We start from the raw sequence: 21,640 nt of genomic DNA, 5'->3' as shown, positions 1-21,640 counted from the left end.
GGACGCCACCACGGCCGCCTCGCCGCGGCCCATCGGACAGCGACGGCACCGCCGCCTGTGAGAGGGACGGGAATGGAACCGACCGAGAGTGCCGCACCGGTGTCACGACCGCGTGGCCGGGTGCTCCCCGCGGGCTTCACCGGCCTGCCCGCCGCCGTGCTGAGCACGGCGGCCGCCGTGCTCGTCACCGGCCTCCAGCAAGCCCTGACCTCCGGCCACCCGCTCTTCCCGGGCGGCGTCGCCGGCTGGTCCCTCGCCCTCCTCACCGGGCTCATCGTCGGCCACCTCGTCGCCCTCGGCCGCGAGCGCTGGTGGGGCGGCACCGGCTCCGGCGCCGCCCTCACCCTCGCCGTCCTCCTCCTGTACGGCTGGGTCCCCGCCGGACTCGTCTCGCTCACCGTCGTCGTCCTCGTCAGCGCCGCCCGCCGGCACCGCTGGCGACAGGGCCTGCTGCACGGCGCCGCCGACATCCTCGGCGTCGGCGCCGCCGCCCTCGTCCTCGCCCTCTTCGGCGACGTCCCCAGCGTCGACCGCCCCTGGCAGCCGCTCGACTGGGGGATCGCCGACGCCCCGGAGATCGTCCTCGCGGCCGGCGCCTACCTCCTCGCGACCCGCCTGCTCCTGTGGTACACCCTCGCCCCGCCCGGCCGGGGGCTGCCCACCGTCGCCCGCACCGCGCTCCTGCGGCAGGGACTCGTCGCCGTCGCCCTGCTCGGCATCGCCCCGCTGATCTGCGTCGTCGCCGCCGCCTACCCGGTCCTCCTGCCGCTCTTCGCGATCCCGCTGATCGCCCTCGACTCCACCCTCTGGATCGCCCGGGCCCGCGCCGAGGAGCAGCTCAAGGACCCGCTCACCGGCCTCCCCAACCGCCAGTGGCTCCTGGAGCGCACCTGGACCGCCCTGGAGGACGCGGAGGAGGAGCAGGCCCGCGCCGCCCTCGTCCTCATCGACCTGGACCGCTTCCGCTCGGTCAACGACACCCTCGGCCACCTCGCCGGCGACCGGCTCCTCCTCCAGATCGCCGACCGGCTCCGCCTCGCCCTGCCCCGCGGCGCCGAGGCCGCCCGGCTCGGCGGCGACGAGTTCGCCGTCCTGCTGCCCGTCGCCGACTCCACCACCACCGCCCAGCGGGTCGCCCGCCACCTCGTCGCCGAGCTCTCCTCCCCGCTCGACCTCGACGGCCTCGTCCTCGTCCTGGAGGCCAGCGCCGGCGTCGCCGTCTACCCCGACCACGCCCGCGACGCCGAGGGCCTGCTGCGCCGCGCCGACGTCGCCATGTACCAGGCCAAGCGCGACCGCACCGGCGTCGAGGTGTACGAGTCCAAGCGCGACTCCAACACCCCCGACCGCCTCGGCCTCCTCGGCGACCTGCGCCGCGCCCTGGACGCCGGCGAGGTCGAGCTCCACTACCAGCCGAAGGTCCGCTTCGACGGCCAGGTCGCCGGTCTGGAGGCCCTCGTCCGCTGGGTCCACCCGGAGCGAGGAAAGGTTCCACCGGACGAGTTCATCGCCATCGCCGAGTCCTCCGGCCTGATGCCGCACCTCACCGAGTACGTCCTGGAGACCGCCCTCGCCCAGGTCGCCCGCTGGCGCGCCCAGGGCCTGGAGGTCCCCGTCGCCGTCAACGTCTCCCCCCGCGACGTCCACACCCCCGGCTTCGCCGGCGCCGTCGCCGCCCGCCTCGCCCGCCACGGCGTCCCGGCCGGCTCCCTCCAGCTGGAGATAACGGAACACGTCCTCCTGGAGGACCCCCAGCGCGCCGCCGACACCCTCAACGGCCTCACCGGCCACGGCGTCAAGATGTCCCTGGACGACTTCGGCACCGGCTATTCCTCCCTCGTCCACCTGCGCCGGCTCCCGGTCAGCGAGCTGAAGATCGACCGCTCCTTCGTCGCCCGGCTCGCCGTCGACACCGAGGACGCCGAGATCGTCCGCTGCACCGTCGACCTCGCGCACTCCCTCGGCCTGCTCGTCGTCGCCGAGGGCGTCGAGGACGACGAGACCTGGGAGCGGCTGCGCGACCTGGGCTGCGACGCCGTCCAGGGCTGGCTGGTCTCCGCCGCCATGCCGCCCGCCGAGACCACCGCCTGGCTGCGCGCCCGCGGCGAGCACGGCTGGCGCCGGGCGGTGGACACCGCCCCCGTGACCGAGCCGTCCCCGGTCCCCGGGCACGTCGTGCAGTGACCCGTAGGGGACGGGTCGGGGGACCGTCCGGGCCGACCGTTTCACGGGGAGGGGCGCGCGCCCCCTAGGATTGGCCCCACACCATCAGACTCACCCCAGAGGATCGCTGCATGCCTGGCATCACGCGCGAGGAGGTCGCCCACCTCGCTCGGCTGGCGCGTCTGGAACTCGCCGAAGAGGAACTCGACCACTTCGCCGGTCAGCTCGACGACATCATCGGCGCGGTCGCCCGCGTCTCCGAGGTCGCCGAGCAGGACGTACCGCCGACCTCCCATCCGCTGCCGCTGACGAACGTCATGCGCGCGGACGAGGTTCGCCCTTCGCTCACCCCCGCGCAGGCGCTCTCCGGCGCCCCCGCCCAGGAACAGCAGCGTTTCAAGGTGCCGCAGATCCTGGGGGAGGACTGATCATGACGGACATCATCAAGCTCACCGCCGCCGAGACCGCCGCGAAGATCGCTTCCGGCGAGCTGACCGCGGTCGAGGTCACCGAGGCCCACCTGGCCCGCATCGACGCCGTCGACGAGAAGGTCCACGCCTTCCTGCACGTCGACCGCGAGGGCGCCCTCGCGCAGGCCCGCGCCGTCGACGAGAAGCGCGCCCGCGGCGAGAAGCTCGGCCCGCTGGCCGGCGTCCCGCTCGCCCTCAAGGACATCTTCACGACCCGGGGCGTGCCCACCACGGTCGGCTCGAAGATGCTGGAGGGCTGGATCCCGCCGTACGACGCCACGCTGGTCAAGCGCCTCAAGGCCGCCGACGTCGTCATCCTCGGCAAGACCAACATGGACGAGTTCGCGATGGGCTCCTCCACCGAGAACAGCGCCTACGGCCCGACCGGCAACCCCTGGGACCTCACCCGGATCCCCGGCGGCTCCGGCGGCGGCTCCTCGGCCGCGCTCGCCGCCTTCCAGGCCCCGCTGGCCATCGGCACGGACACCGGCGGCTCGATCCGCCAGCCCGCCGCCGTCACCGGCACCGTCGGCGTCAAGCCGACCTACGGCTCGGTCTCCCGCTACGGCATGGTGGCCTTCTCCTCCTCCCTCGACCAGGGCGGCCCCTGCGCCCGCACGGTCCTGGACGCGGCCCTGCTGCACGAGGCGATCGCCGGCCACGACCCGCTGGACTCCACCTCCATCGACCTGCCGGTCCCGCCGGTGGTCGAGGCCGCCCGCAACGGCTCGGTGGCCGGGATGCGCGTCGGCGTCGTCAAGCAGTTCCGCGGCGAGGGCTACCAGGCCGGCGTCATGCAGCGCTTCGACGAGTCCGTCGAGCTGCTGAAGGAGCTGGGCGCCGAGGTCGTCGAGCTGGACTGCCCGAGCTTCGACCTGGCCCTCTCGGCGTACTACCTGATCGCGCCGTCCGAGTGCTCGTCCAACCTGGCCCGCTTCGACGGCCTGCGCTACGGCCTGCGCACCGGCGACGACGGCACCCGCTCCGCCGAGGACGTCACCGCCCTGACCCGCGAGGCCGGCTTCGGCCCCGAGGTGAAGCGCCGCATCATCCTCGGCACGTACGCGCTCAGCTCCGGCTACTACGACGCGTGGTTCGGCTCGGCCCAGAAGGTCCGCACCCTCATCACCCGCGAGTTCGAGAAGGCCTTCGAGCAGGTCGACGTGATCGTCTCCCCGACGACCCCGACCACCGCCTTCCCGATCGGCGAGCGCGCCGACGACCCGATGGCGATGTACCTCGCGGACCTGTGCACCATCCCGACCAACCTGGCCGGCAACGCCGCCATGTCGCTGCCCTGCGGCCTGGCACCGGAGGACGGCCTCCCGGTCGGGCTGCAGATCATCGCCCCCGCCCTGCAGGACGACCGGCTCTACAAGGTCGGTGCCGCCGTCGAGGCCGCCTTCGTGGAAAAGTGGGGACACCCGCTGATCGAGGAGGCTCCGTCGCTGTGAGTGCCATGGCAAAGAAGGCCAAGAACTTCAAGAAGTCGAAGACCGGCATCTACGTCTCGCTCGCGACCACCGCTTTCGGTGCCGTCAGCGTCGCCAAGCAGGCCAAGCTGGCCCGCAACGACCACGACGTGCTGCGCCTGATCGACTCCGCCGTGTCCGCCGCCGCCATCGTCACCGGCCTCGCGATCCTGTACCGCGAGCTGAAGCGCCTCGGCGACGACGACGTCCTGCTGGGCTGAGAGGGAAAGTTCCACCGTGACTGTCACTGAACTGCTGTCGTACGAGGCGGCACTGGCCTCGTTCGACCCCGTCATGGGCCTGGAGGTCCATGTCGAGCTCGGCACGAAGACCAAGATGTTCTGCGGTTGCTCGACCGAGCTGGGCGCCGAGCCCAACGCGCAGACCTGCCCGACCTGCCTCGGTCTGCCCGGTGCGCTGCCGGTCGTGAACGAGATCGGCGTCGAGTCCGCCATCAAGATCGGCCTCGCGCTGCACTGCGAGATCGCCGAGTGGTGCCGCTTCGCCCGGAAGAACTACTTCTATCCGGACATGCCGAAGAACTTCCAGACCTCCCAGTACGACGAGCCGATCGCCTTCAACGGCTACCTGGACGTCCAGCTGGAGGACGGCGAGGTCTTCCGCGTGGAGATCGAGCGTGCCCACATGGAGGAGGACACCGGCAAGTCCACCCACATCGGTGGCGCGACCGGCCGCATCCACGGCGCCTCGCACTCGCTGCTCGACTACAACCGGGCCGGCATCCCGCTGATCGAGATCGTCACCAAGCCGATCGTCGGCGCCGGCGACCGCGCCCCCGAGGTCGCCAAGGCGTACGTGGCCGAGCTGCGCGAGGTCATCCGCTCCCTGGGCGTCTCCGAGGCGCGCATGGACAAGGGCCAGATGCGCTGCGACGTCAACCTGTCGCTGATGCCGAAGGGTTCCGAGACCTTCGGCACCCGCTCGGAGACGAAGAACGTGAACTCGCTCCGCTCCGTCGAGCGGGCGGCGCGCTTCGAGATCCAGCGCCACGCGGCGGTCCTGGAGTCCGGCGGCACGATCGTGCAGGAGACCCGTCACTTCCACGAGGACGACGGCTCCACCACCTCCGGCCGCATCAAGGACAACGCCGAGGACTACCGCTACTTCCCCGAGCCGGACCTGGTCCCGGTCGCCCCGGCCCGCGAGTGGGTCGAGGAGCTGCGCAAGGGCCTGCCGGAGCTGCCGCGCGTGCGCCGCAACCGGCTGCGCGAGGAGTGGGGCGTCTCCGAGCAGGAGATGCAGTCCATCCTCAACGCGGGCGCGGTCGACCCGATCGTCGCCACGATCGAGGCGGGCGCGGACGCGGCCTCGGCCCGCAAGTGGTGGATGGGCGAGCTGGCCCGCAACGCCAACGAGAAGGCCGTCTCCCTGGAGGAGCTGCCCATCACGCCGGCGGACGTGGCCCGGGTCTCAACGACAAGCTGGCCCGCCAGGTCATCGAGGGCGTCCTCGCCGGCGAGGGCACCCCGGACGAGGTCGTCGAGAAGCGCGGTCTGAAGGTCGTCTCCGACGACGGCGCGCTCGGCGCGGCCGTCGACGAGGCCATCGCGGGCAACGCGGCCATCGCCGACAAGATCCGCGGCGGCAAGGTCGCGGCGGTCGGCGCGCTGGTCGGCGCGGTCATGAAGGCCACCCGCGGCCAGGCCGACGCGGCGAAGGTCAAGGACCTGATCCTGGAGAAGCTGGGCGTCAGCGAGGGCTGAGCCCTCCTGCCCGTACGCGTACGAGAGCGGCCCCGCACCGGATTCCCGGTGCGGGGCCGCTCCCTTGCCGCGCGGGGGCTACCGCTTGAGCACCGGGGCGGCGATGACCACGAGCGCCTCCTGCGAGAAGGAGCAGGTGTCCTCGACGCGGATCCGCAGGCGCAGGGCGCCCTTGACCGAGATGCTCTTGGCGACCGGCTTGCCGAGCGACACCGCCTGGGCGAAGGGGGCGGGCTGGTCGTCCACGGAGATGGAGATCCGCGCCTCCTCGGTCGGCGAGTCGTCGTCGATGCCGGCGGTGAACTCCAGCGTCTCCCAGGCCCGGCCGAGGTTGAACTCCATGTACGACTCGTCGGAGCAGCCGGCGACGAAGGCGGAGCCGTAGTCCTTCGCGTTGAGCGTGGCGGAGGAGGTCACGGTGAACCCGTCGAGGCCGTCGACCGGCGTCAGGCTGGTCAGGTCGGCCTGCTTGCTGTCCGGCACGGAGCCGGGGTCGACCGACGGGCTCGCGCTGTCGGCGGGCTCGTCCGTGCCCGGCTCCGCGGTCGGTTCCCCGCTGGTCGGCTCCTCCGTCGGCGTCTCGGCGGTGGGCTCGTCGGTGGGCTCGTCGGTGGGCGTCCCGCCCGTCGCCTCCGCCTGCGCCGGGGCCGAGGTGGTGGCCCCTTCGGCCCGGTCGTTCTTGGCGTCCTCCGCGTCCTTGTCGGCGAGCAGCCGGACCCCGGCCACCGCGAGGACGGCGACCAGGAGGACACCGGCGACGGCGCCGATCAGCGGCCCCTTGCGCCGCTTGCGCGGCTCGGGCTGCCGGGTCTGCTGGGGTCCGGCCGGTCCGCCGGGCCCGCCGACGGTGGGCATCCCGGCGGTCGGAGGCCCGAACCCCTGCCCGCCGTAGCCCGGCCCGCCGTACGCGGGGACGCCGGCGGTCGGCGGACCGTACGCGCCCTGCCCGGCGTCGTAGCCGACAGGAGCGGCGGGAGCGGGAGCGGCGGGCACGGGGGCCGCGGCAGCGGGGGCGGAGACCGGCGGCTGGGCGGGCGGGGGAGCGGGCGCGGCGTCCTGGACCGGCGGGGCCGACGCGGCGGGCCGGGCCGGCGGCTCGGCCGGCGGGGGGCCCACGGGCGGGGCGGCCGGGAGCGGGGGCACGGCGGGCGCGCCGGCCGGGCGCGGCGGGACGGCGTCCTGCGGCGCCGCGTCCCTCGGGGGCGCGTCCTGCGGGGTCGCCGGGCGGGAGGTCGTCGTGGTGGAGACGACCCCGTGCCGGACCTCCTTGACCCACGCCGACAGCGACAGCGGGCGCTTGTCCGCGTCGGCCGCCGCGATGGCCAGCACCTTCCGGCGCTGCTCCTCGGGCAGCCCGGCGATCTGCGGCACCGCGGCGAAGGCGGCCGCCAGCTGCTCGGGAGCGGCCGGCGGGGACTGGCCGCTCAGCAGGAAGTAGGCGATGGCCCCGAAGGCGTACCGGTCGGTGGCCGGGGTCCGCTTGCCCTCGAAGATCTCCGGCGCCGCGTAGCCGGGGGTGAACCACACCTCGGCGGTCTGGTGGTCGGCGGTCAGCTTGCTGAGGCCGAAGTCGACGAGGGTGGCCTGGCCGTGCTCGTCGACCATCACGTTGCCCGGCGAGAGGTCGCCGTGGACGACGGTCCGGCCGGACGGCGTGGCCTTCCCGGAGTGCAGCCAGTCGAGGACGTCGGCGAGCTGTTCGAGCGTCCGCATGACCTCGCGCCGCTCGGCCGGGGTGGCCAGGGTCCGCTCGGCGCGCCAGTCGCGCAGGTCGAGGCCGTCGACGTGGTTCATGACGAGGACGAGGGCCCGGCCGGTGAGGGTGCCGGACTCGCCGGGCGCGTGGATGGGCGCCCCCTGGAAGTGCTCGCGCACACCGACGACCCCGGGCCGGCTGACGAACCGCAGCAGCTCCGCCTGCTCGTTCCACTTGCGGCTGACCCGCTCGAAGATCTCGGGCGTGATCGTCGTCTTCGAGTCGAGGACCTTGACGACGACCGGCTCGGTGCCGCCCGCGAGCTCGATCTCCGCGAGATAGAGCACGGCCTCGCCGCCGCGCCCGATGGAGCGGAGCAACCGGTAGCGGTCCGGCGCGGAATCAGGTCCGATGTGGTGTGCCGACTTGCTCAACGTTCCCCCAGGGCACAGTGAATGACAGGAGGTCAGCTTGCCGTTCGGGGGAGTCGGGGGTCAACCGAGCTGCGCGACGGCGTCCGGGCCGGCGGAGGCGGTGCGCGGGCCGGCGCGACCATGATCCCTTCGCACGCGCGCACGCGTCCGGCCGGTTCCCCGGGCGGGTGTGGCATGCCCATGTTGCTACTGTGAAGCGAGCGACGCGCGCGCGTCGGGTCCGCGGGCCGGTCACAGGGGCGAGCGAGGGGGAGCAGGATGTCCTGGGACGAGTGGGAACAGCTCAAGACCGACTCCGCGCAGCGGCGGTCGACAGGGATGGCGCTGAACGGACTTGACGGAAACGCGGCCGCGACGGCGGGGTCCGGAGACCTTGTGGTGAACCGCGACGACCTCGGGGCGATCGGCCACGAGGCCTACCTGCTCCACGGCAGACTCTCCCGGGACGGCGACCACGCGAGGCCCGCGACCTTCGACGCGTCGATCGCCCTCACGAACGGCAACTTCACCGGCGGATCGGAGCTGCTGAAGGTGCACGACCGGTGGAACAGCCAGCTGCGGACGCTCCTGGACGCCTGCGCCCGGATCTCCAACCACCTCGACTACACCAAGTCCACGCACGCCAAGGACGACGTGGACATCGCGGGCGACCTGCTCTCCACGTCCAAGATCGACGAGCACTTCAAGTAGAGGACCCGGGGGAACCGCCGTGCTGACATTCGATGACGTCGTCAACGCGCCCGTCGCCAAGCTGAAGGAGGCCGCGGACGACTGGTCGGAGATGGCGGCCAAGCTGAAGACGCTCGCCACCGACGCCCGCGACGGCATGAAGGCCAAGACCGACAAGGCCCAGTGGCAGGGCGTCAACTCCGACGTCACCCGGCCCTTCGTCGACAAGACGGTCAAGGAGTTCGCGGACGCCGAGGCGCAGGCCAAGGGCATCCAACTGCTGCTCGCCGACGCCCACACCTCCTTCCTGACGGCCCGGGACGCCCTCGTCAGGATCAGGGACGAGGAGGGCCCGGCGGCCGGCGTCCACGTCGACGCGAAGGGCAAGGTCACGCCGCGGCACGACCTGGAGAAGGACGTGGGGGCGCGCCACGACCCGGACCGGGCGGGCTATGCCGAGGCCGTGCGGAAGCAGAAGGCGGCCGTGGCCTCCTGGCAGGCGAAGATCGACCGCATCGTCGAGGACTGCGCCGACGCCGACGACTCGCTCAGGCGCGCGCTCGCGGCGAACGTGAAGGACGACCACGACTTCACCGCCCCCACCTACAAGAGCCTCGACGAGGAGCAGGTCGCCCGGGCCGCGGAGCTGCTGAAGAAGGTCACCGGCGACGGCGGCACGGCGCGGAACGTCGCCGAGCTGAAGGAGCTGGAAGACCTCCTCGACGACAACCGGAACGACCCCGAGTTCGCGACCGGCTTCTACCGCTGGGTGGGCCCCGAGGGCACGCTCGACGCGTACGCGAAGATGTCGCTGAACGCGACGTCCCTCGGCCCGGCCGGCCAGGACCGCGTCGACATGGTCCGCAACATCCAGGCCGACATGGGCGCCATGCTCGGCCTCGCCACCCAGCGGACGACCCCGAACCACCTCGACGTGGCGTGGACCGAAGGACTCCTGAAGTCCGGCCGCAAGGAGCTCGACGTCCCCGGCGTCGGCTTCTCGAAGATCTACGGCTACCAGGCCCTGAGCGGCCTCCTCCGGGAGGGCACGTACGACAAGGACTTCCTGGTGTCGGTCGGCCGGGACATGGTCGCCATGGACCGGGAGGACCCGGGCCGCTGGTCCCATTCCCTGCCCACGAACATGGACGTGCGCATCAACCTCGACGAGAACGGCGGCAAGGGCTTCAACCCCCTCACCGGCCTCATGGAGGCCATGGCCAACAACCCGGCGGCCTCGGCGGCCTTCTTCGACGAGCAGCTGCGCGGCGACACGAACAAGGACGGCATCGTCACCCTCGCCGACGAGGAGCTCACGGGCAAGGACGCGAAGAGCGTCGTCGACCACATGCTCGACAAGAAGCCCACGGACGACTACTACGACACGGTCTCCGGCGGCGAGCCGAACCCCGGCCAGGCGGCCACCGGCAACGCCCTGGAGGCCGCCGTCACCGGCCGCGTCCCCGGCGACGAGAACGCGAAGCCCGTGGAGCACACCAAGACCATGGCGAGCGTCATGGAGAAGGTGGTCGAGAAGATCGGCACGTCACCGGGGCTCGCCGTGGACGACGGCCCGCTCGCCGGCATCGCCCCGAACCTCGGCAACATGGCCGCCGAGTACATGCCGGACCTCCAGGCCACCGCCGAGAACGGCGCGGACCGGATCAAGCCCTTCGGGGAGAGGGCGGAGTTCGAGAAGGCGAAGATGGCCCAGTTCCTCGGCGCGGTCGGCCAGGACCCCGACGCGTACGGTGCGATCACCAACGCCCAGCAGGCGTTCACCACGGCCCTCGTGTCCGACGTCTTCCAGAACCCGGAGAAGTACGCCGACACGGGCGAGGCCGTGCGGAACGCCGTCCACCCGGGCGGTGAGATCGCGGGCATGATGAGCGAGGCGAGGGCCCAGGCCGTCGTCGACGCCGCGGCGCGCGAGGACAAGGAGTACAACGAGGGCGTCGCGGAGAACGCCAAGTGGGCGAACCGCTGGATCGACCTCGTGGGAGCCAAGTACGTCGAGATGCTGCCCGTGGGCGGCGACATCATCGGCTGGATCAAGGAAGACATCACCGAGTCCATCGTGAAGGATGCGGAGGAGGACAAGTCGACCGAGGCCCGCCATGAAGCCGCGTCGGGCTATGGGAAAGCCGAGGGTTTTGCCAAAGCATCCGCCGAGGCTGCTGTGGAGCGGGCTGGGAAGGCAGCCGGGCTCACGCAAGCCCAGATTCAGGACTATGCGGGTTCCGCCTCGACCGAGACGGCATCGGCGCATGCCATCGGTCGCGATTTCGCCGTCGTCCGGATTTCCGGGGAGAAATGATCATGAGTCGATTCACCCGCACTGCCGCAGCGGTGTCGACAGCCGTGGTCACGGCAGGCCTTCTGGCGGGTTGCGCAGCCGGCGAGGAGAAAGCCGTCCCCGAACTGCCCAAGCGCATCTGCTGGGGCGGAGCGTTCGCCGGGAGTGACGTGACCCCCCTCCTGCCGCCCGGGGACAAGGCGGAATTCTCCCCTTTGGCCGGTCGATCCTTCGTGCTGAACGGGGACGTCGACTCGGCGATCTGCACCCTCTACGTCGACGGCAACACCAAGTTCCAGGCCAGCGCCGACCTTGAGAAGTTCGAGGAATCCATCGAATGGTCGTCGTGGGATTCGGCCGATCCCAAGCCGCTTGACGTGGGGGAGAAGGGCATCATCTTCGACAGGGGTGCTCTCGCCTACTTCACCTGCGAACCCGCCAAGAATCCCAACTCGCCGGGGAAGTACATCGAGCTGGAAATCACCGCGGACGACGCCCCCGACAAGTCCAAGCTCCAGGCCGCCCTGCCGGCGCTGATGAAGGAGTTCATGGCCTTCGCCCAGCGCGAGCTGAAGTGCCCCGGAAGTGCGGCGGGTGGTGCGTGAGCGGCGGGCGCGTGGCGCGGGCGTGCGCGGCGGTCCTGGGGATCGGCACCCTGCTGGCGGGGTGTGGCGAGGCGCCGCCGGACATCCCGGAGGCCGCTTGCTGGGGCGTGTTCAACCAGGGCGACCTGAGGGTTCTGCTCGGCTCGGGCCCGGAGGTACAGTACGGCGGCCTCCGGACGATCCGGCGGGTGTACCCGGAGGGCATCGGAAGCGACTCCGGCTGTTTTCTCCGTACCCGTGACGGATCCAACGTCTACGTGATGGTCGAGCGAAAGCACGACCGCTGGTCCCTGGACGGCAGGACGTGGGAGGGCCCTGGTCCCGACGCGGCGAAGGTGACCGGCGTGCCCGTGTTCTCGAAGGGGAGGATCGAGAAGTACGTCTCCTGCGACCGGTCCGCGTTCCACACGGATCGCGAGCGGGATCCGAACAAGGAGAAGACGGTCCTCCTCGGAATCAGTTCCCACACTCCCGAGACGGACGAGAGCCGGGCGGCCCTCACCTCGATGATGCGCGATCTGGAGGCGTACTTCCGCAGCGAGCTCTCCTGCGCGTGACGCTTCCGGCGTCCCGCACCCCCTGTGAGGATCGACACGAAACGGGCAAACGATCACGTTTGGCTGCGACAGTGGGCGCGAGCACCGATCCAGGCAGGGAGCACGTCCTTTGGCAGCCATCGCACGGTGGTTCATCCGGCACCGCCTCGTCGCCGTCCTCCTGTGGGTCCTCGCCCTCGTCGGGATCGGCGGCGCCGCCGCCTTCGCCGGCAGCGCGTACTCCAACGACTACGAGGTGCCCGGCACCGAGTCCGGGCGGGCGACCGCCCTCCTCGACCGGGGCTTCCAGGGGCTCGGCGGCGACGTCGACACCATCGTCTGGCACACCGGGCACGGCAGCGTCCGCGCCGACGCCGTGCAGGAGCGGGTCCGGCCGATGCTGGCGGAGGTCGCCGCCCTGCCCGGCGTCGCCGCCGTCACCTCCCCGTACGGGACCGGGGCCGCGCCCGGGCAGGTCAGCGAGGACGGGCGCACCGCCTACGCCACCGTGACCTTCCGCGAGCAGGCCGACGACATCCCCGTCGAGCAGGCGCGGGCGCTCGTCGACACCGCGAAGGCCGCCGGCACCGAAGGGCTCCGGGTGGAGCTCGGCGGCAGCGCCGTCGCCCTCACCGAGGCGCCCGGCGGGCACATCGCCGAGGCCGTCGGCGTGGCCGTCGCCGCCGTCGTCCTCTTCCTCGCCTTCGGCTCCCTCGCCGCCTCCCTGCTGCCCATCGCCACCGCCCTCGTCAGCGTCGGCATCGCCTACTCGGGGATCGTGCTCCTCGGGCACGTGATGACGGTCGCCGACTTCGCCCCGATGCTCGGCATGCTCATCGGCCTCGGCGTCGGCATCGACTACGCCCTCTTCATCGTCACCCGGCACCGCAAGGGCCTGAAACGCGGCCTGGGCGTCGCCGAGGCCGCCGAGACCGCCGTCGCCACCACCGGCAGGGCCGTCGTCTTCGCCGGCGCCACCGTCTGCATCGCCCTCCTCGGCATGCTCATCCTCCGGCTGAGCTTCCTCAACGGCGTCGCGATCGCCGCCTCTCTCACCGTCGTCCTCACCGTCGCCGCCTCCGTCACCCTGCTGCCCGCGCTGCTCTCCCTCATCGGCATGCGCGCCCTCTCCCGGCGCGAACGGCGCGCGCTCGCCGAGCACGGGCCGCGGCCCGAGCTGCCCACCGGCTTCGCCGCCCGCTGGTCCGCCTTCGTCGAGCGCCACCCGAAGCTCCTCGGGGCCGTCGCCGTCGTCGTCATGGCCGTCCTCGCGCTGCCGACGCTCTCGCTCCACCTCGGCACCTCCGACCAGGGCAACAATCCGGCCACCGCCACCACCCGGCAGGCGTACGACCTCCTCGCCGAGGGCTTCGGGCCGGGCGTCAACGGCCCGCTCACCCTCGTCGCGAGCCTCGACGGCGCCGACGACCGTGTCGCCCTCGACCGGCTCCCGGAGGCGCTCGCCGCCACCAAGGGCGTCGCCTCGGTCTCCCCGGTCACCTACAACGGCTCCGGCGACACCGCCGTCCTCACCGTCGTCCCGGACTCCTCGCCGCAGTCCAAGGCCACCAGCGAGCTCGTCGACCGGCTCCGCCAGGACGTCGTCCCGGCCGCCAAGACCGGCACCTCCCTCGACGTCCACGTCGGCGGCGTCACCGCCTCGTACGACGACTTCGCCGAGATCATCGTCGGGAAGCTGCCGCTCTTCGTCGGCGCCGTCGTGGCCCTCGGCTGCCTGCTCCTGCTGCTCGCCTTCCGGTCCATCGGCATCCCGCTGAAGGCCGCCGCCATGAACGTCGCCGCCGTCGCCGCCGCCTTCGGCATCGTCGTCGCGATCTTCCAGTGGGGCTGGGGCGGCGAACTCCTCGGCCTCGGCAGCTCCGGCCCGATCGAACCCTTCCTCCCCGTGATCATGGTCTCGGTCCTCTTCGGCCTGTCCATGGACTACCAGGTCTTCCTGGTCAGCCGGATGTACGAGGAGTGGCTGGAAACCGGCGACAACCGGCGGGCGGTCCGGGTCGGCCTCGCCGAGACCAGCCGGGTGATCAACTCCGCCGCGGTCATCATGATCTCGGTCTTCCTCGCCTTCGTCCTCTCCGGCGACCGGGTCATCGCGATGTTCGGCATCGCCCTCGCCGCCGCCGTCGCCCTCGACGCCTTCGTGCTGCGCACCCTCCTCGTCCCCGCCCTCATGCACCTGCTCGGCGGCGCCAACTGGTGGCTGCCCCGGAGCCTCGACCGGATCCTGCCCCGGATCAGCATCGAGCCCCCGGAATCCCGGGCCGCCGCGGAGACCCGCGCCGCCGTACCCGCCCAGCGCGGGACCGGCAGCGACAGCGGGACCGTACGGATCACCGAGGACACCGTCTGAGGCCGTCTAAGGCATCCCCGGGACCTCCCTAAGGACCCCCGCACCGCGAACATGCGGCACTCGCCCGATGCCCCGCCACCGGCCGGGCGAGGAAGGTGGAGGCATCGCGAGGAGCGATACCGACACCACGGCCCAGGGAGCACCCCATGTTCGCGTACGAACTCCACCGCACCGCCCACGCCGAGCTGGTCCGCGAGGCCGCCGCCCAGCGCCTCGGCCGCGAGGCCGCCCGCGCCGCCAAGGCCGCCCGCGCCGCGAAGGCCGGCCACCGGGAACCCGAAGGGCGGGTGAGTACGGACCGCGACCGCTACGCCCGGATCGCGTGACCCCCGTATGAGCGACCGGCGGGGCGCCTGTGCGATGCTCGGCGCCGTGGAGACCAGGTCCGTCAGCCCCGTCTTCGTCGGCCGCGCCGGCGAACTCACCGCCCTCACCGAGGCGCTCTCCCGCGCGACCGCGGGAGAGCCCCAGGCGCTGCTCGTCGCCGGCGAGGCCGGCGTCGGCAAGACCCGGCTCGTCGAGGAGTTCCGCGACGCGGCCCGCGACGCCGGCGCCGTCGTCGCCCTCGGCGGCTGCGTGGAGCTCGGCGCCGACGGACTGCCCTTCGCCCCCTTCTCCACCGCCCTGCGCACCCTGCGCCGCCTCCTTCCCGAGGAGCTCACCGCCGCCGCCGACGGCCACGAGGGCGAACTGGCCCGCCTGCTGCCCGAGCTCGGCGACCCCGGCGGCGCCGACGCCGGCGACGAGGACGCCACCGCCCGCCTCTTCGAGCTCACCGTCCGCCTGCTGGAGCGGCTCGCCGCCGACCGCACCCTCGTCCTCGTCCTCGAAGACCTCCACTGGGCCGACACCTCCACCCGCCACCTCCTCACCTATCTGCTGCGCACCCTGCGCCGCGGCCGGATCGTGGTCGTCGCCACCTACCGCGCCGACGACATCCACCGCCGCCACCCGCTGCGCCCGCTGCTCGCCGAACTCGACCGGATGCGCACCATCCGCCGCATCGAGCTCTCCCGCTTCACCCGTGCCGAGGTGCACCGCCAGCTCACCGGCATCCTCGCCGCCGAACCCGCCCCCGGCCTCGTCGACGAGATCTTCGACCGCTCCGACGGCAACGCCTTCTTCGTCGAGGAACTCGTCGCCTCCCGCTCCTGCGGCGACGGCGCCCACCCGCTCAGCGACTCCCTCCGCGACCTCCTCCTGGTCCGCGTCGAGGCCCTTCCCGAGCCCGCCCAGCGGGTCGCCCGGATCATCGCCGAGGGCGGCTCCACCGTGGAGCACGGCCTCCTCGCCGCCGTCTCCCGCCTCACCGAGGACGAACTCATCGAGGCCCTGCGCGCCGCCGTCGGCGCCAACCTCCTCCTCGCCGTCCCCGACGGCGACGGCTACCGCTTCCGCCACTCCCTGGTCCGCGAGGCCGTCAGCGACGACCTGCTCCCCGGCGAACGCTCCCGCCTCAACCGGCGCTACGCCGAGGCCCTGGAGGCCGACCCCGGCCTCGTCCGCCCCGACGAGCGGGCCACCCGCCTCGCCACGTACTGGTACCACGCCCACGACCCGGCCAAGGCGCTCCCGGCCGTCCTCGACGCCTCCGTCGCCACCCGCAAGCGCCACGCCTACGCCGAACAGCTCCGCCTCCTCGAACGGGCCATGGAACTCTGGGACGAGGCCCCCGCCGAGATCCGCGCCGGCCTGCGCCCCATCGACTACGCCGAGTCCTACCCCGCCTGCGGCTGCGACCCCGAGACCACCCCGCTGCGCCACCTCGACCTGCTCGCCGAGGCCGCCGTCGCCGCCCGCCTCTGCGGCGAACGCGAACGCGCCCTCAAGATCGGCAAGATGGCGCTGCGCCTCCTCGACGGCGACGACGAGCACGACCCCCTGCGCGCCGCCTGGTTCTGGGCCGAGCAGGCCCGGCTCCAGTCCAACCTCGGCCGCGGCGACGGCTGGGCCGAGATCTCCCGCGCCCAGGAACTCGTCAAGGGCCTGCCGCCGTCCGCCGTCCACGCCACCGTCCTGGCCGGCGCCGCCGGCTGGGGCATGCTGCGCAAGCCGGGTCCGGAGGCCCTCGCCGCCGCCGAACGCGCCGTCGAGTACGCCCGCCTGGTCAAGGCCGAGGCCACCGAACTCAACGCCCGCCTCACCCTCGGCACCATCATGGTCGCCGCCGGGGACCGCGAGGCGGGCCTCGCCGAGATGCACGCCGTACGCGAACGGACCACCGCGCTCGGCCAGTTCCACGAGGCGGCCCGCGCGCACATCAACATCGCCTCCGCCCTGGAGTCCCTCGGCCGCTCCGCCGAGGCCGTCGCACTCGCCGACGCCGGAGTCGAACTGACCCGCACCCGCGGCCTGGTCGAGTCCGCCGGCTGGATCCGCGGCAACCGGGCCGAGTCCCTCTTCTCGCTCGGCCGCTGGGACGAGGCCCGCGCCGAGGCCGAAGGCCTCCTCGCCTCCGTCACCAGCACCAAGCCCCGGGTCTCCGCCCACGTCCGGCTCGCCCAGATCGCCGTCGCCCGCGGCGAGAGCGCCACCGCCGCCCGTCACCTCGACGAGGCCCGCGCCGTCTACGGCGGCCGCGACCCGATTCCGCAGTACACCCTCCCGCTGGCCTGCGTCGACATCGCCGCGGCCGCCGCCGAAGGCCGGCTCGCCGACGTCCGCGCCCGCCTCGCCGCCGTCGCCGAGGCCGGTTTCCCGCTCGGGACCCACCGCTACGCCTGGCCCCTCGTCCTCGTCGCCGTCACCGCCGAGGCCGACAGCCGGGGCCTGCCCGCCGCAGAGGAGGGCCGCGCCGAGGCGCTGGCCGCCGTCCGCCGCTGCGTCCGGTCCCTCGCCGCCCCCGCCCCCGTCTGGACCGCCCACTCGGCGCAGGTCGGCGAGGAGCTGGCCCGCGCCGAGGACCGTGAGACGGCGGCCCGCTGGGCCGAGGTCGTCGAGGCGTGGACCCCGCTCGGCCTGCCCCATCCGCTGGCCCGCGCCCGCCACCGGCTCGCCGACGCCCTCCTCGCCGAGGGCGGCCGGCGCGACGAGGCCGCCGCCCTGCTCCGGCAGGCCCGCGCCGTCGCCGTCGCCCTCGGCGCCCGCCCGCTGCGCGAGGACGTCGAACTGCTCGCCGCCCGCGCCCGGATCTCCCTGACGGACGACCTCGGCCCCGCGGCCCCGGACACGGAGCCCGAGGCCGACGCCTTCGGCCTGACCCCCCGCGAACAGGACGTCCTGGCCCTGGTCGCGGCCGGCCGCACCAACCGGCAGATCGCCGAGGAGCTGTTCATCTCACCCAAGACGGCGAGCGTCCACGTCTCCCACATCCTCGCCAAGCTGGGCGTCTCCGGCCGGGGCGAGGCCGCCGCCCTCGCCCACCGGCTCCACCTCCTCGCCGCCCCCCGCTGAGGCCGCGTCCGGCCCGGGAACCCGTATCGTCACCCGACCCGACCCGACCCGACCCGACCCGACCCGACCCGACCCGACCCGACCCGACCCGACCCGACCCGACCCGACCCGACCCGAGGCCGGGTCCACCGGCCCCCGGGCCGGATCGGCGGCGCCTGGGTCCTCCCGGGCCAGGGCGAGGCGCCGCCGTTCCTCCGCCGCGTGCCGCCGCCCCGGGGCGAAGAACGCGTCGAGGCCGCCGAACGCGCCCACCGCTCACCCCACCTCCAGCCGCAGGATCCGGTCGTCCCCCGCCCCGGGCGTGCCCCGGCCGTCCGTCTCGCTCGTCACCAGCCACAGGCGGCCGGAGCCGTCCGCGAGGACCGTGCGCAGGCGGCCGTACTCGCCGGTCAGGAAGGCCTCCGGCTCCCCGGCGAGCTCCGTGCCCGACAGCCCGATCCGCCACAGGCGCTCGCCCCGCAGGCCCGCCATCCACACCGCGCCCCGGGCGTACGCGATGCCGCTCGGCGAGGCCTCCGAGGTCGGCCACTGCGCCACCGGGTCCACGAACCCGTCCTTCCCCGCCTTCCCCTCGACCACCGGCCAGCCGTAGTTCCGGCCCGGCTCGACGAGGTTCAGCTCGTCCCAGGTGTTCTGCCCGAACTCGGCCGCCCACAGCCGCCCTTCGGCGTCCCAGGCGAGCCCCTGGACGTTCCGGTGGCCGTACGAGTACACCACCGAGCCCGGGAAGGGGTTGCCCGGCGCGGGCTTCCCCTCCGGGGTCATCCGCAGGATCTTCCCGCCCAGTGATTCCCGGTCCTGGGCGAGCCCCGTCTCTCCCGTCTCGCCGGTCCCCGCGTACAGCATCCCGTCCGGCCCGAAGGCGATCCGCCCGCCGTTGTGGACCGTGCCCTCGGGGATGCCGGTGAGCACCGGCTCCGGGGCCCCCAGGCGGTCGCCGGCCCCGCCGCCGTACCGCATCCGCACGATCCTGTTGTCCGACTCGGCGGTCAGGTACGCGTACACCCACCCCTCGCGCACCGCGAGGCCCATCAGACCGCCCTCGCCGCCCGGCACCACGCCGGGCACCTCGCCGAGCGGGGTCTTCGCCCCGCTCCGGCCGTCCACCCGGGTGACCGTCCGCTCGTCCCGCGAGGAGACCAGCAGATCGCCGCCGGGCAGCGCGGCCAGCCCCCAGGGCGAGCGCAGCCCCTCGGTGAGCGTCCCCGCCACCGTGACCCGCCCCTCCCCGGCCGGCGCACCGGGCGGCGCCGCGGCGGAGGAGGACACCGCGGGCGGCGGCGAGGTGCTCCGGGCGCCGGAGTCACCGGGCTCGCCGGCCGAGGAGCAGCCGGCCACGAGCGCCAGCGCGGAGGCGCCCCACAGGGCCTTCGGAACGGCGGGACGTCTCATGATCCGATCCCCTTCGGCAGAACGGGCGTGCGAGCGGCATCCGTCCCTCCTTGATACACCGCCCGGCCCGTCCGCGGGCCCGTCCCCGTGCGGTGTCTCAGTCCCAGGACTCCCGCGCGCCGGGCAGCGCGGCGAGCTCCGCCAGGTCGCCGGCCGTGAGCCGCAGCCCGGCCGCCCCGGCGTTCTCCACCGCCCACCGCGCCCGCTTCGTCCCCGGCACCGGCACCACGTGCCGCCCCTGCGCGAGCACCCACGCCAGCGCCACCTGGGCGGGGGTCACCCCGTCGCCGTGCCGCTCCGCCACCCGGCGCAGTCCGGCCACCAGCGGCTGGTTCGCCGCCATCATCTCGGAGGTGAAGCGGGGGTGCCTGGCGCGCGGGTCGTCCGGCTCGAAGCCGCCGCCCGGCGTCAGCGTCCCGGTCAGGAACCCGCTGCCCAGCGGCATCGCCGCGAGCAGCCCGACGCCGCGCGCCGCGCACCAGGGCAGCAGCCGCGCCAGCGCCTCCGGCGCCCACAGCGACAGCTCGGCCTGGACCGCCGCGACGGGGAAGACCTGCTGCACCCGGGCCAGTTGGCGGATCGTTCCCTCGTACAGATCGCCGGTACGCGAACGCCGGGGCCGCCGCACCCCGACCGCGCTCAGCCCGAGCGCCCGCACCTTGCCCGCCGCCACCAGGCCCGCCATCGCGCCCCAGGTCTCCTCCACCGGGACCTCGGGGTCCGCGCGGTGCAGGAGGTAGAGGTCGAGGACGTCCGTCTGGAGCCGCCGCAGCGAGGCGTCGCAGGCCCGGCGCACGTACTCCGGCCGCCCGTTGGCCACCACGTGCCCGTCGCCGACGAGGAGTCCGCACTTCGTCGACACGAAGACGTCCGACCGGCGCTCCTTCAACACCCGGCCGAGCAGCAGCTCGTTGGTGAACGGCCCGTACATGTCGGCCGTGTCGAGCAGGCTCACGCCGGCGTCCAGGGCCGCGTGCACGGCCCGCAGCGAGCGGTCGCCCCGCTGCTGCGAGCGGCTGTAGGCCCAGTTCATCGGCATGCAGCCGAGGCCGACGGCCCCCACGCCGAGCGCCGTCGCCCCGATAGTCCTGCGCTCCACGTGCCGCTACCCCTCCCTGTGCCGCCCCCCAAAGTAACCAATGGCGCACGGGATTCTTCGCATAGCCTCCCGGACATGACACTCGCACCCACCACCGCTGACGTGTGGCTTCCGATCCCCGCCGACGAGATCGACGGGCTGCCCGACCCGGGCGCGTCGGGACTGAACTACCGTTTCTGGGACGGCGGAGCCGACTTCCCGGCCGATCCGGCCGACTGCGGCTTCTACGTCGTCCCGTACATGAAGGGCTCCGCGGTCGCGGTCCGGCCGCTCGCCGCGATGACCTCGCTGCGCGTCCTCCAGACCCTCTCGGCCGGCATCGACCACGTCGTCCCCGGGCTCGGCGCGCTCGGCCCCGGCGTCTCCGTCTGCAACGCCAAGGGCGTCCACGAGGCCAGCACCGCCGAGCTCACCCTCGCCCTGATCCTCGCCTCCCTGCGCGGCATCCCGCGCTTCGTGCGCGGCCAGGACGCCGAGGAGTGGCGGGACGGCTTCTACCCGGCGCTCGCCGACAGGTCCGTGCTGATCGTCGGGTACGGATCGATCGGCGCGGCGATCGAGGACCGGCTCGCGCCCTTCGAGTGCGCGCGGGTGGCGCGCGTCGCACGCTCGGCGCGCACCACGGCCCGCGGCCGGGTGCACGCCCTGGCCGACCTCCCGGCGCTGCTCCCCGAGGCGGACGTGGTGGTGCTGTCCACTCCGCTCACGCCGGAGACCCGGCACCTGGCCGACGCCGGGTTCCTCGCCCGGATGAAGGACGGGGCGCTCCTCGTCAATGTCGCGCGCGGCCCGGTGGTGGACACGAACGCTCTGCTCAAGGAGGTGGAGAGCGGGCGGATCACGGCGGCGCTCGACGTCACGGACCCCGAACCGCTGCCGGCCGGGCATCCGCTGTGGCACGCGCCCGGGGTGCTGGTGACGCCGCACGTGGGCGGCTCCACCTCGGCGTTCATGCCGCGGGCGAAGCGGCTGATCGCGGCGCAGGTCGGACGGTACGCGGCCGGGGAGGAGCTCGCGAACGTCCTCCGCACCACCTGAGGACCACCTTTCCGGGGGTTCCGGGGGCCCGCGCGCCCGAGTGCGCCCGTGGCGCGCCGGCCGTGAGCCCCCTGTCCGTCACGGAGAGTACTGCGACCCTGTCCCTGAGTGACGGTCCTGGTGTATCGTCCCGGATCGGGGGACATGCGTCTGTACGGGCTGACGCTGGGGAGCGAAGTGACGGGCCATCAGATTCCGAGGGGGGTGACGGGTGAAGCACGGCCGACGGACCGACGGTCCGGCGCGGCGACGCCGCCGGGACATCTCCCGCCCCTCCCTGCC

The 21,640-nt window shown here is 73.5% G+C and carries 16 protein-coding genes and 1 pseudogene; 13 read left to right on the top strand and 4 right to left on the bottom strand.

Going from position 1 to position 21,640, the window contains the following annotated elements; translation table 11 throughout:
• Positions 1 to 72 precede the first annotated feature (72 nt).
• The 5 genes and pseudogenes from IE245_RS12770 (at position 73) to gatB (ending at position 5,829) form a co-directional block, all read left to right on the top strand.
• The gene (locus IE245_RS12770; RefSeq protein WP_189946940.1) at positions 73 to 2,184 is read left to right on the top strand and encodes a putative bifunctional diguanylate cyclase/phosphodiesterase; all 2,112 of its coding nucleotides are present in this window, start codon (positions 73 to 75) and stop codon (positions 2,182 to 2,184) included.
• A gap of 110 nt (positions 2,185 to 2,294) precedes the next feature.
• Positions 2,295 to 2,591, top strand: coding sequence for an Asp-tRNA(Asn)/Glu-tRNA(Gln) amidotransferase subunit GatC (gatC, locus tag IE245_RS12765; protein ID WP_030750846.1), 297 nt, complete (start codon positions 2,295 to 2,297; stop codon positions 2,589 to 2,591).
• A 2-nt stretch (positions 2,592 to 2,593) separates the two neighbouring features.
• Positions 2,594 to 4,087 carry an Asp-tRNA(Asn)/Glu-tRNA(Gln) amidotransferase subunit GatA gene (gene gatA / locus IE245_RS12760; protein WP_189946939.1) on the top strand — a complete coding sequence of 498 codons (1,494 nt, stop codon included), beginning with the start codon at positions 2,594 to 2,596 and terminating at the stop codon, positions 4,085 to 4,087.
• 5 nt (positions 4,088 to 4,092) lie between these two features.
• Positions 4,093 to 4,326, top strand: coding sequence for a hypothetical protein (locus IE245_RS12755; protein WP_189800629.1), 234 nt, complete (start codon positions 4,093 to 4,095; stop codon positions 4,324 to 4,326).
• 73 nt (positions 4,327 to 4,399) lie between these two features.
• Positions 4,400 to 5,829, top strand: a pseudogene (gatB, locus tag IE245_RS12750) (Asp-tRNA(Asn)/Glu-tRNA(Gln) amidotransferase subunit GatB).
• Positions 5,830 to 5,907: 78 nt separating this feature from the next.
• On the opposite strand, the gene IE245_RS12745 reads toward gatB, so the two are convergent.
• Positions 5,908 to 7,959, bottom strand: coding sequence for a protein kinase domain-containing protein (locus tag IE245_RS12745; RefSeq protein WP_189946938.1), 2,052 nt, complete (start codon positions 7,957 to 7,959; stop codon positions 5,908 to 5,910).
• A 258-nt stretch (positions 7,960 to 8,217) separates the two neighbouring features.
• Between IE245_RS12745 and IE245_RS12740 the strand changes: the two genes are divergently transcribed.
• The 7 genes from IE245_RS12740 to IE245_RS12710 all read left to right on the top strand — a co-directional run bounded on the left by IE245_RS12740 (position 8,218) and on the right by IE245_RS12710 (position 17,829).
• On the top strand, positions 8,218 to 8,649 hold the full coding sequence (locus IE245_RS12740; RefSeq protein ID WP_189946937.1) for a hypothetical protein: 432 nt from the start codon (positions 8,218 to 8,220) through the stop codon (positions 8,647 to 8,649).
• Between the two features lie 19 nt (positions 8,650 to 8,668).
• Positions 8,669 to 10,945: a hypothetical protein gene (locus tag IE245_RS12735; protein ID WP_189946936.1), complete on the top strand. Its 2,277-nt coding sequence runs from the start codon at positions 8,669 to 8,671 to the stop codon at positions 10,943 to 10,945.
• A 2-nt stretch (positions 10,946 to 10,947) separates the two neighbouring features.
• Positions 10,948 to 11,529, top strand: a complete 582-nt coding sequence (locus IE245_RS12730) for a hypothetical protein (RefSeq protein ID WP_189946935.1) — start codon at positions 10,948 to 10,950, stop codon at positions 11,527 to 11,529.
• Positions 11,526 to 12,086 carry a hypothetical protein gene (locus tag IE245_RS12725; protein ID WP_189946934.1) on the top strand — a complete coding sequence of 187 codons (561 nt, stop codon included), beginning with the start codon at positions 11,526 to 11,528 and terminating at the stop codon, positions 12,084 to 12,086. The genes IE245_RS12730 and IE245_RS12725 overlap by 4 nt, the downstream gene beginning before the upstream one ends.
• Positions 12,087 to 12,195: 109 nt before the next feature.
• Complete coding sequence (locus IE245_RS12720) at positions 12,196 to 14,436, top strand: MMPL family transporter (RefSeq protein WP_189946933.1); 2,241 nt, start codon at positions 12,196 to 12,198, stop codon at positions 14,434 to 14,436.
• A gap of 146 nt (positions 14,437 to 14,582) precedes the next feature.
• Positions 14,583 to 14,762, top strand: coding sequence for a hypothetical protein (locus IE245_RS12715; RefSeq protein ID WP_189946932.1), 180 nt, complete (start codon positions 14,583 to 14,585; stop codon positions 14,760 to 14,762).
• 34 nt (positions 14,763 to 14,796) lie between these two features.
• Positions 14,797 to 17,829 (top strand): helix-turn-helix transcriptional regulator, encoded by a 3,033-nt coding sequence (locus tag IE245_RS12710; RefSeq protein WP_189947100.1) that lies wholly within the window; start codon positions 14,797 to 14,799, stop codon positions 17,827 to 17,829.
• Here the strand turns inward: IE245_RS12710 and IE245_RS36890 are convergent.
• From IE245_RS36890 to IE245_RS12700, 3 genes are all read right to left on the bottom strand, one after another.
• Entirely contained in the window at positions 17,713 to 18,081 is a 369-nt protein-coding gene (locus IE245_RS36890) for a DUF6191 domain-containing protein (RefSeq protein ID WP_229851251.1), read from the bottom strand. The genes IE245_RS12710 and IE245_RS36890 overlap by 117 nt on opposite strands.
• A gap of 3 nt (positions 18,082 to 18,084) precedes the next feature.
• On the bottom strand, positions 18,085 to 19,221 hold the full coding sequence (locus tag IE245_RS12705) for a PQQ-dependent sugar dehydrogenase (RefSeq protein ID WP_189946931.1): 1,137 nt from the start codon (positions 19,219 to 19,221) through the stop codon (positions 18,085 to 18,087).
• 97 nt (positions 19,222 to 19,318) lie between these two features.
• Positions 19,319 to 20,320: an aldo/keto reductase gene (locus tag IE245_RS12700; protein ID WP_189946930.1), complete on the bottom strand. Its 1,002-nt coding sequence runs from the start codon at positions 20,318 to 20,320 to the stop codon at positions 19,319 to 19,321.
• A 75-nt stretch (positions 20,321 to 20,395) separates the two neighbouring features.
• Between IE245_RS12700 and IE245_RS12695 the strand changes: the two genes are divergently transcribed.
• A complete protein-coding gene (locus IE245_RS12695) occupies positions 20,396 to 21,358 on the top strand; it encodes a 2-hydroxyacid dehydrogenase (RefSeq protein WP_189946929.1) in 963 nt (320 codons plus the stop codon).
• Positions 21,359 to 21,640: the final 282 nt, after the last annotated feature.

Source organism: Streptomyces roseolus (assembly GCF_014649855.1).
GTDB classification, from domain to species: domain Bacteria; phylum Actinomycetota; class Actinomycetes; order Streptomycetales; family Streptomycetaceae; genus Streptomyces; species Streptomyces roseolus.
Note: the sequence above shows the minus strand (reverse complement) of the source record. Positions and strands in the feature narration are given on the sequence as shown.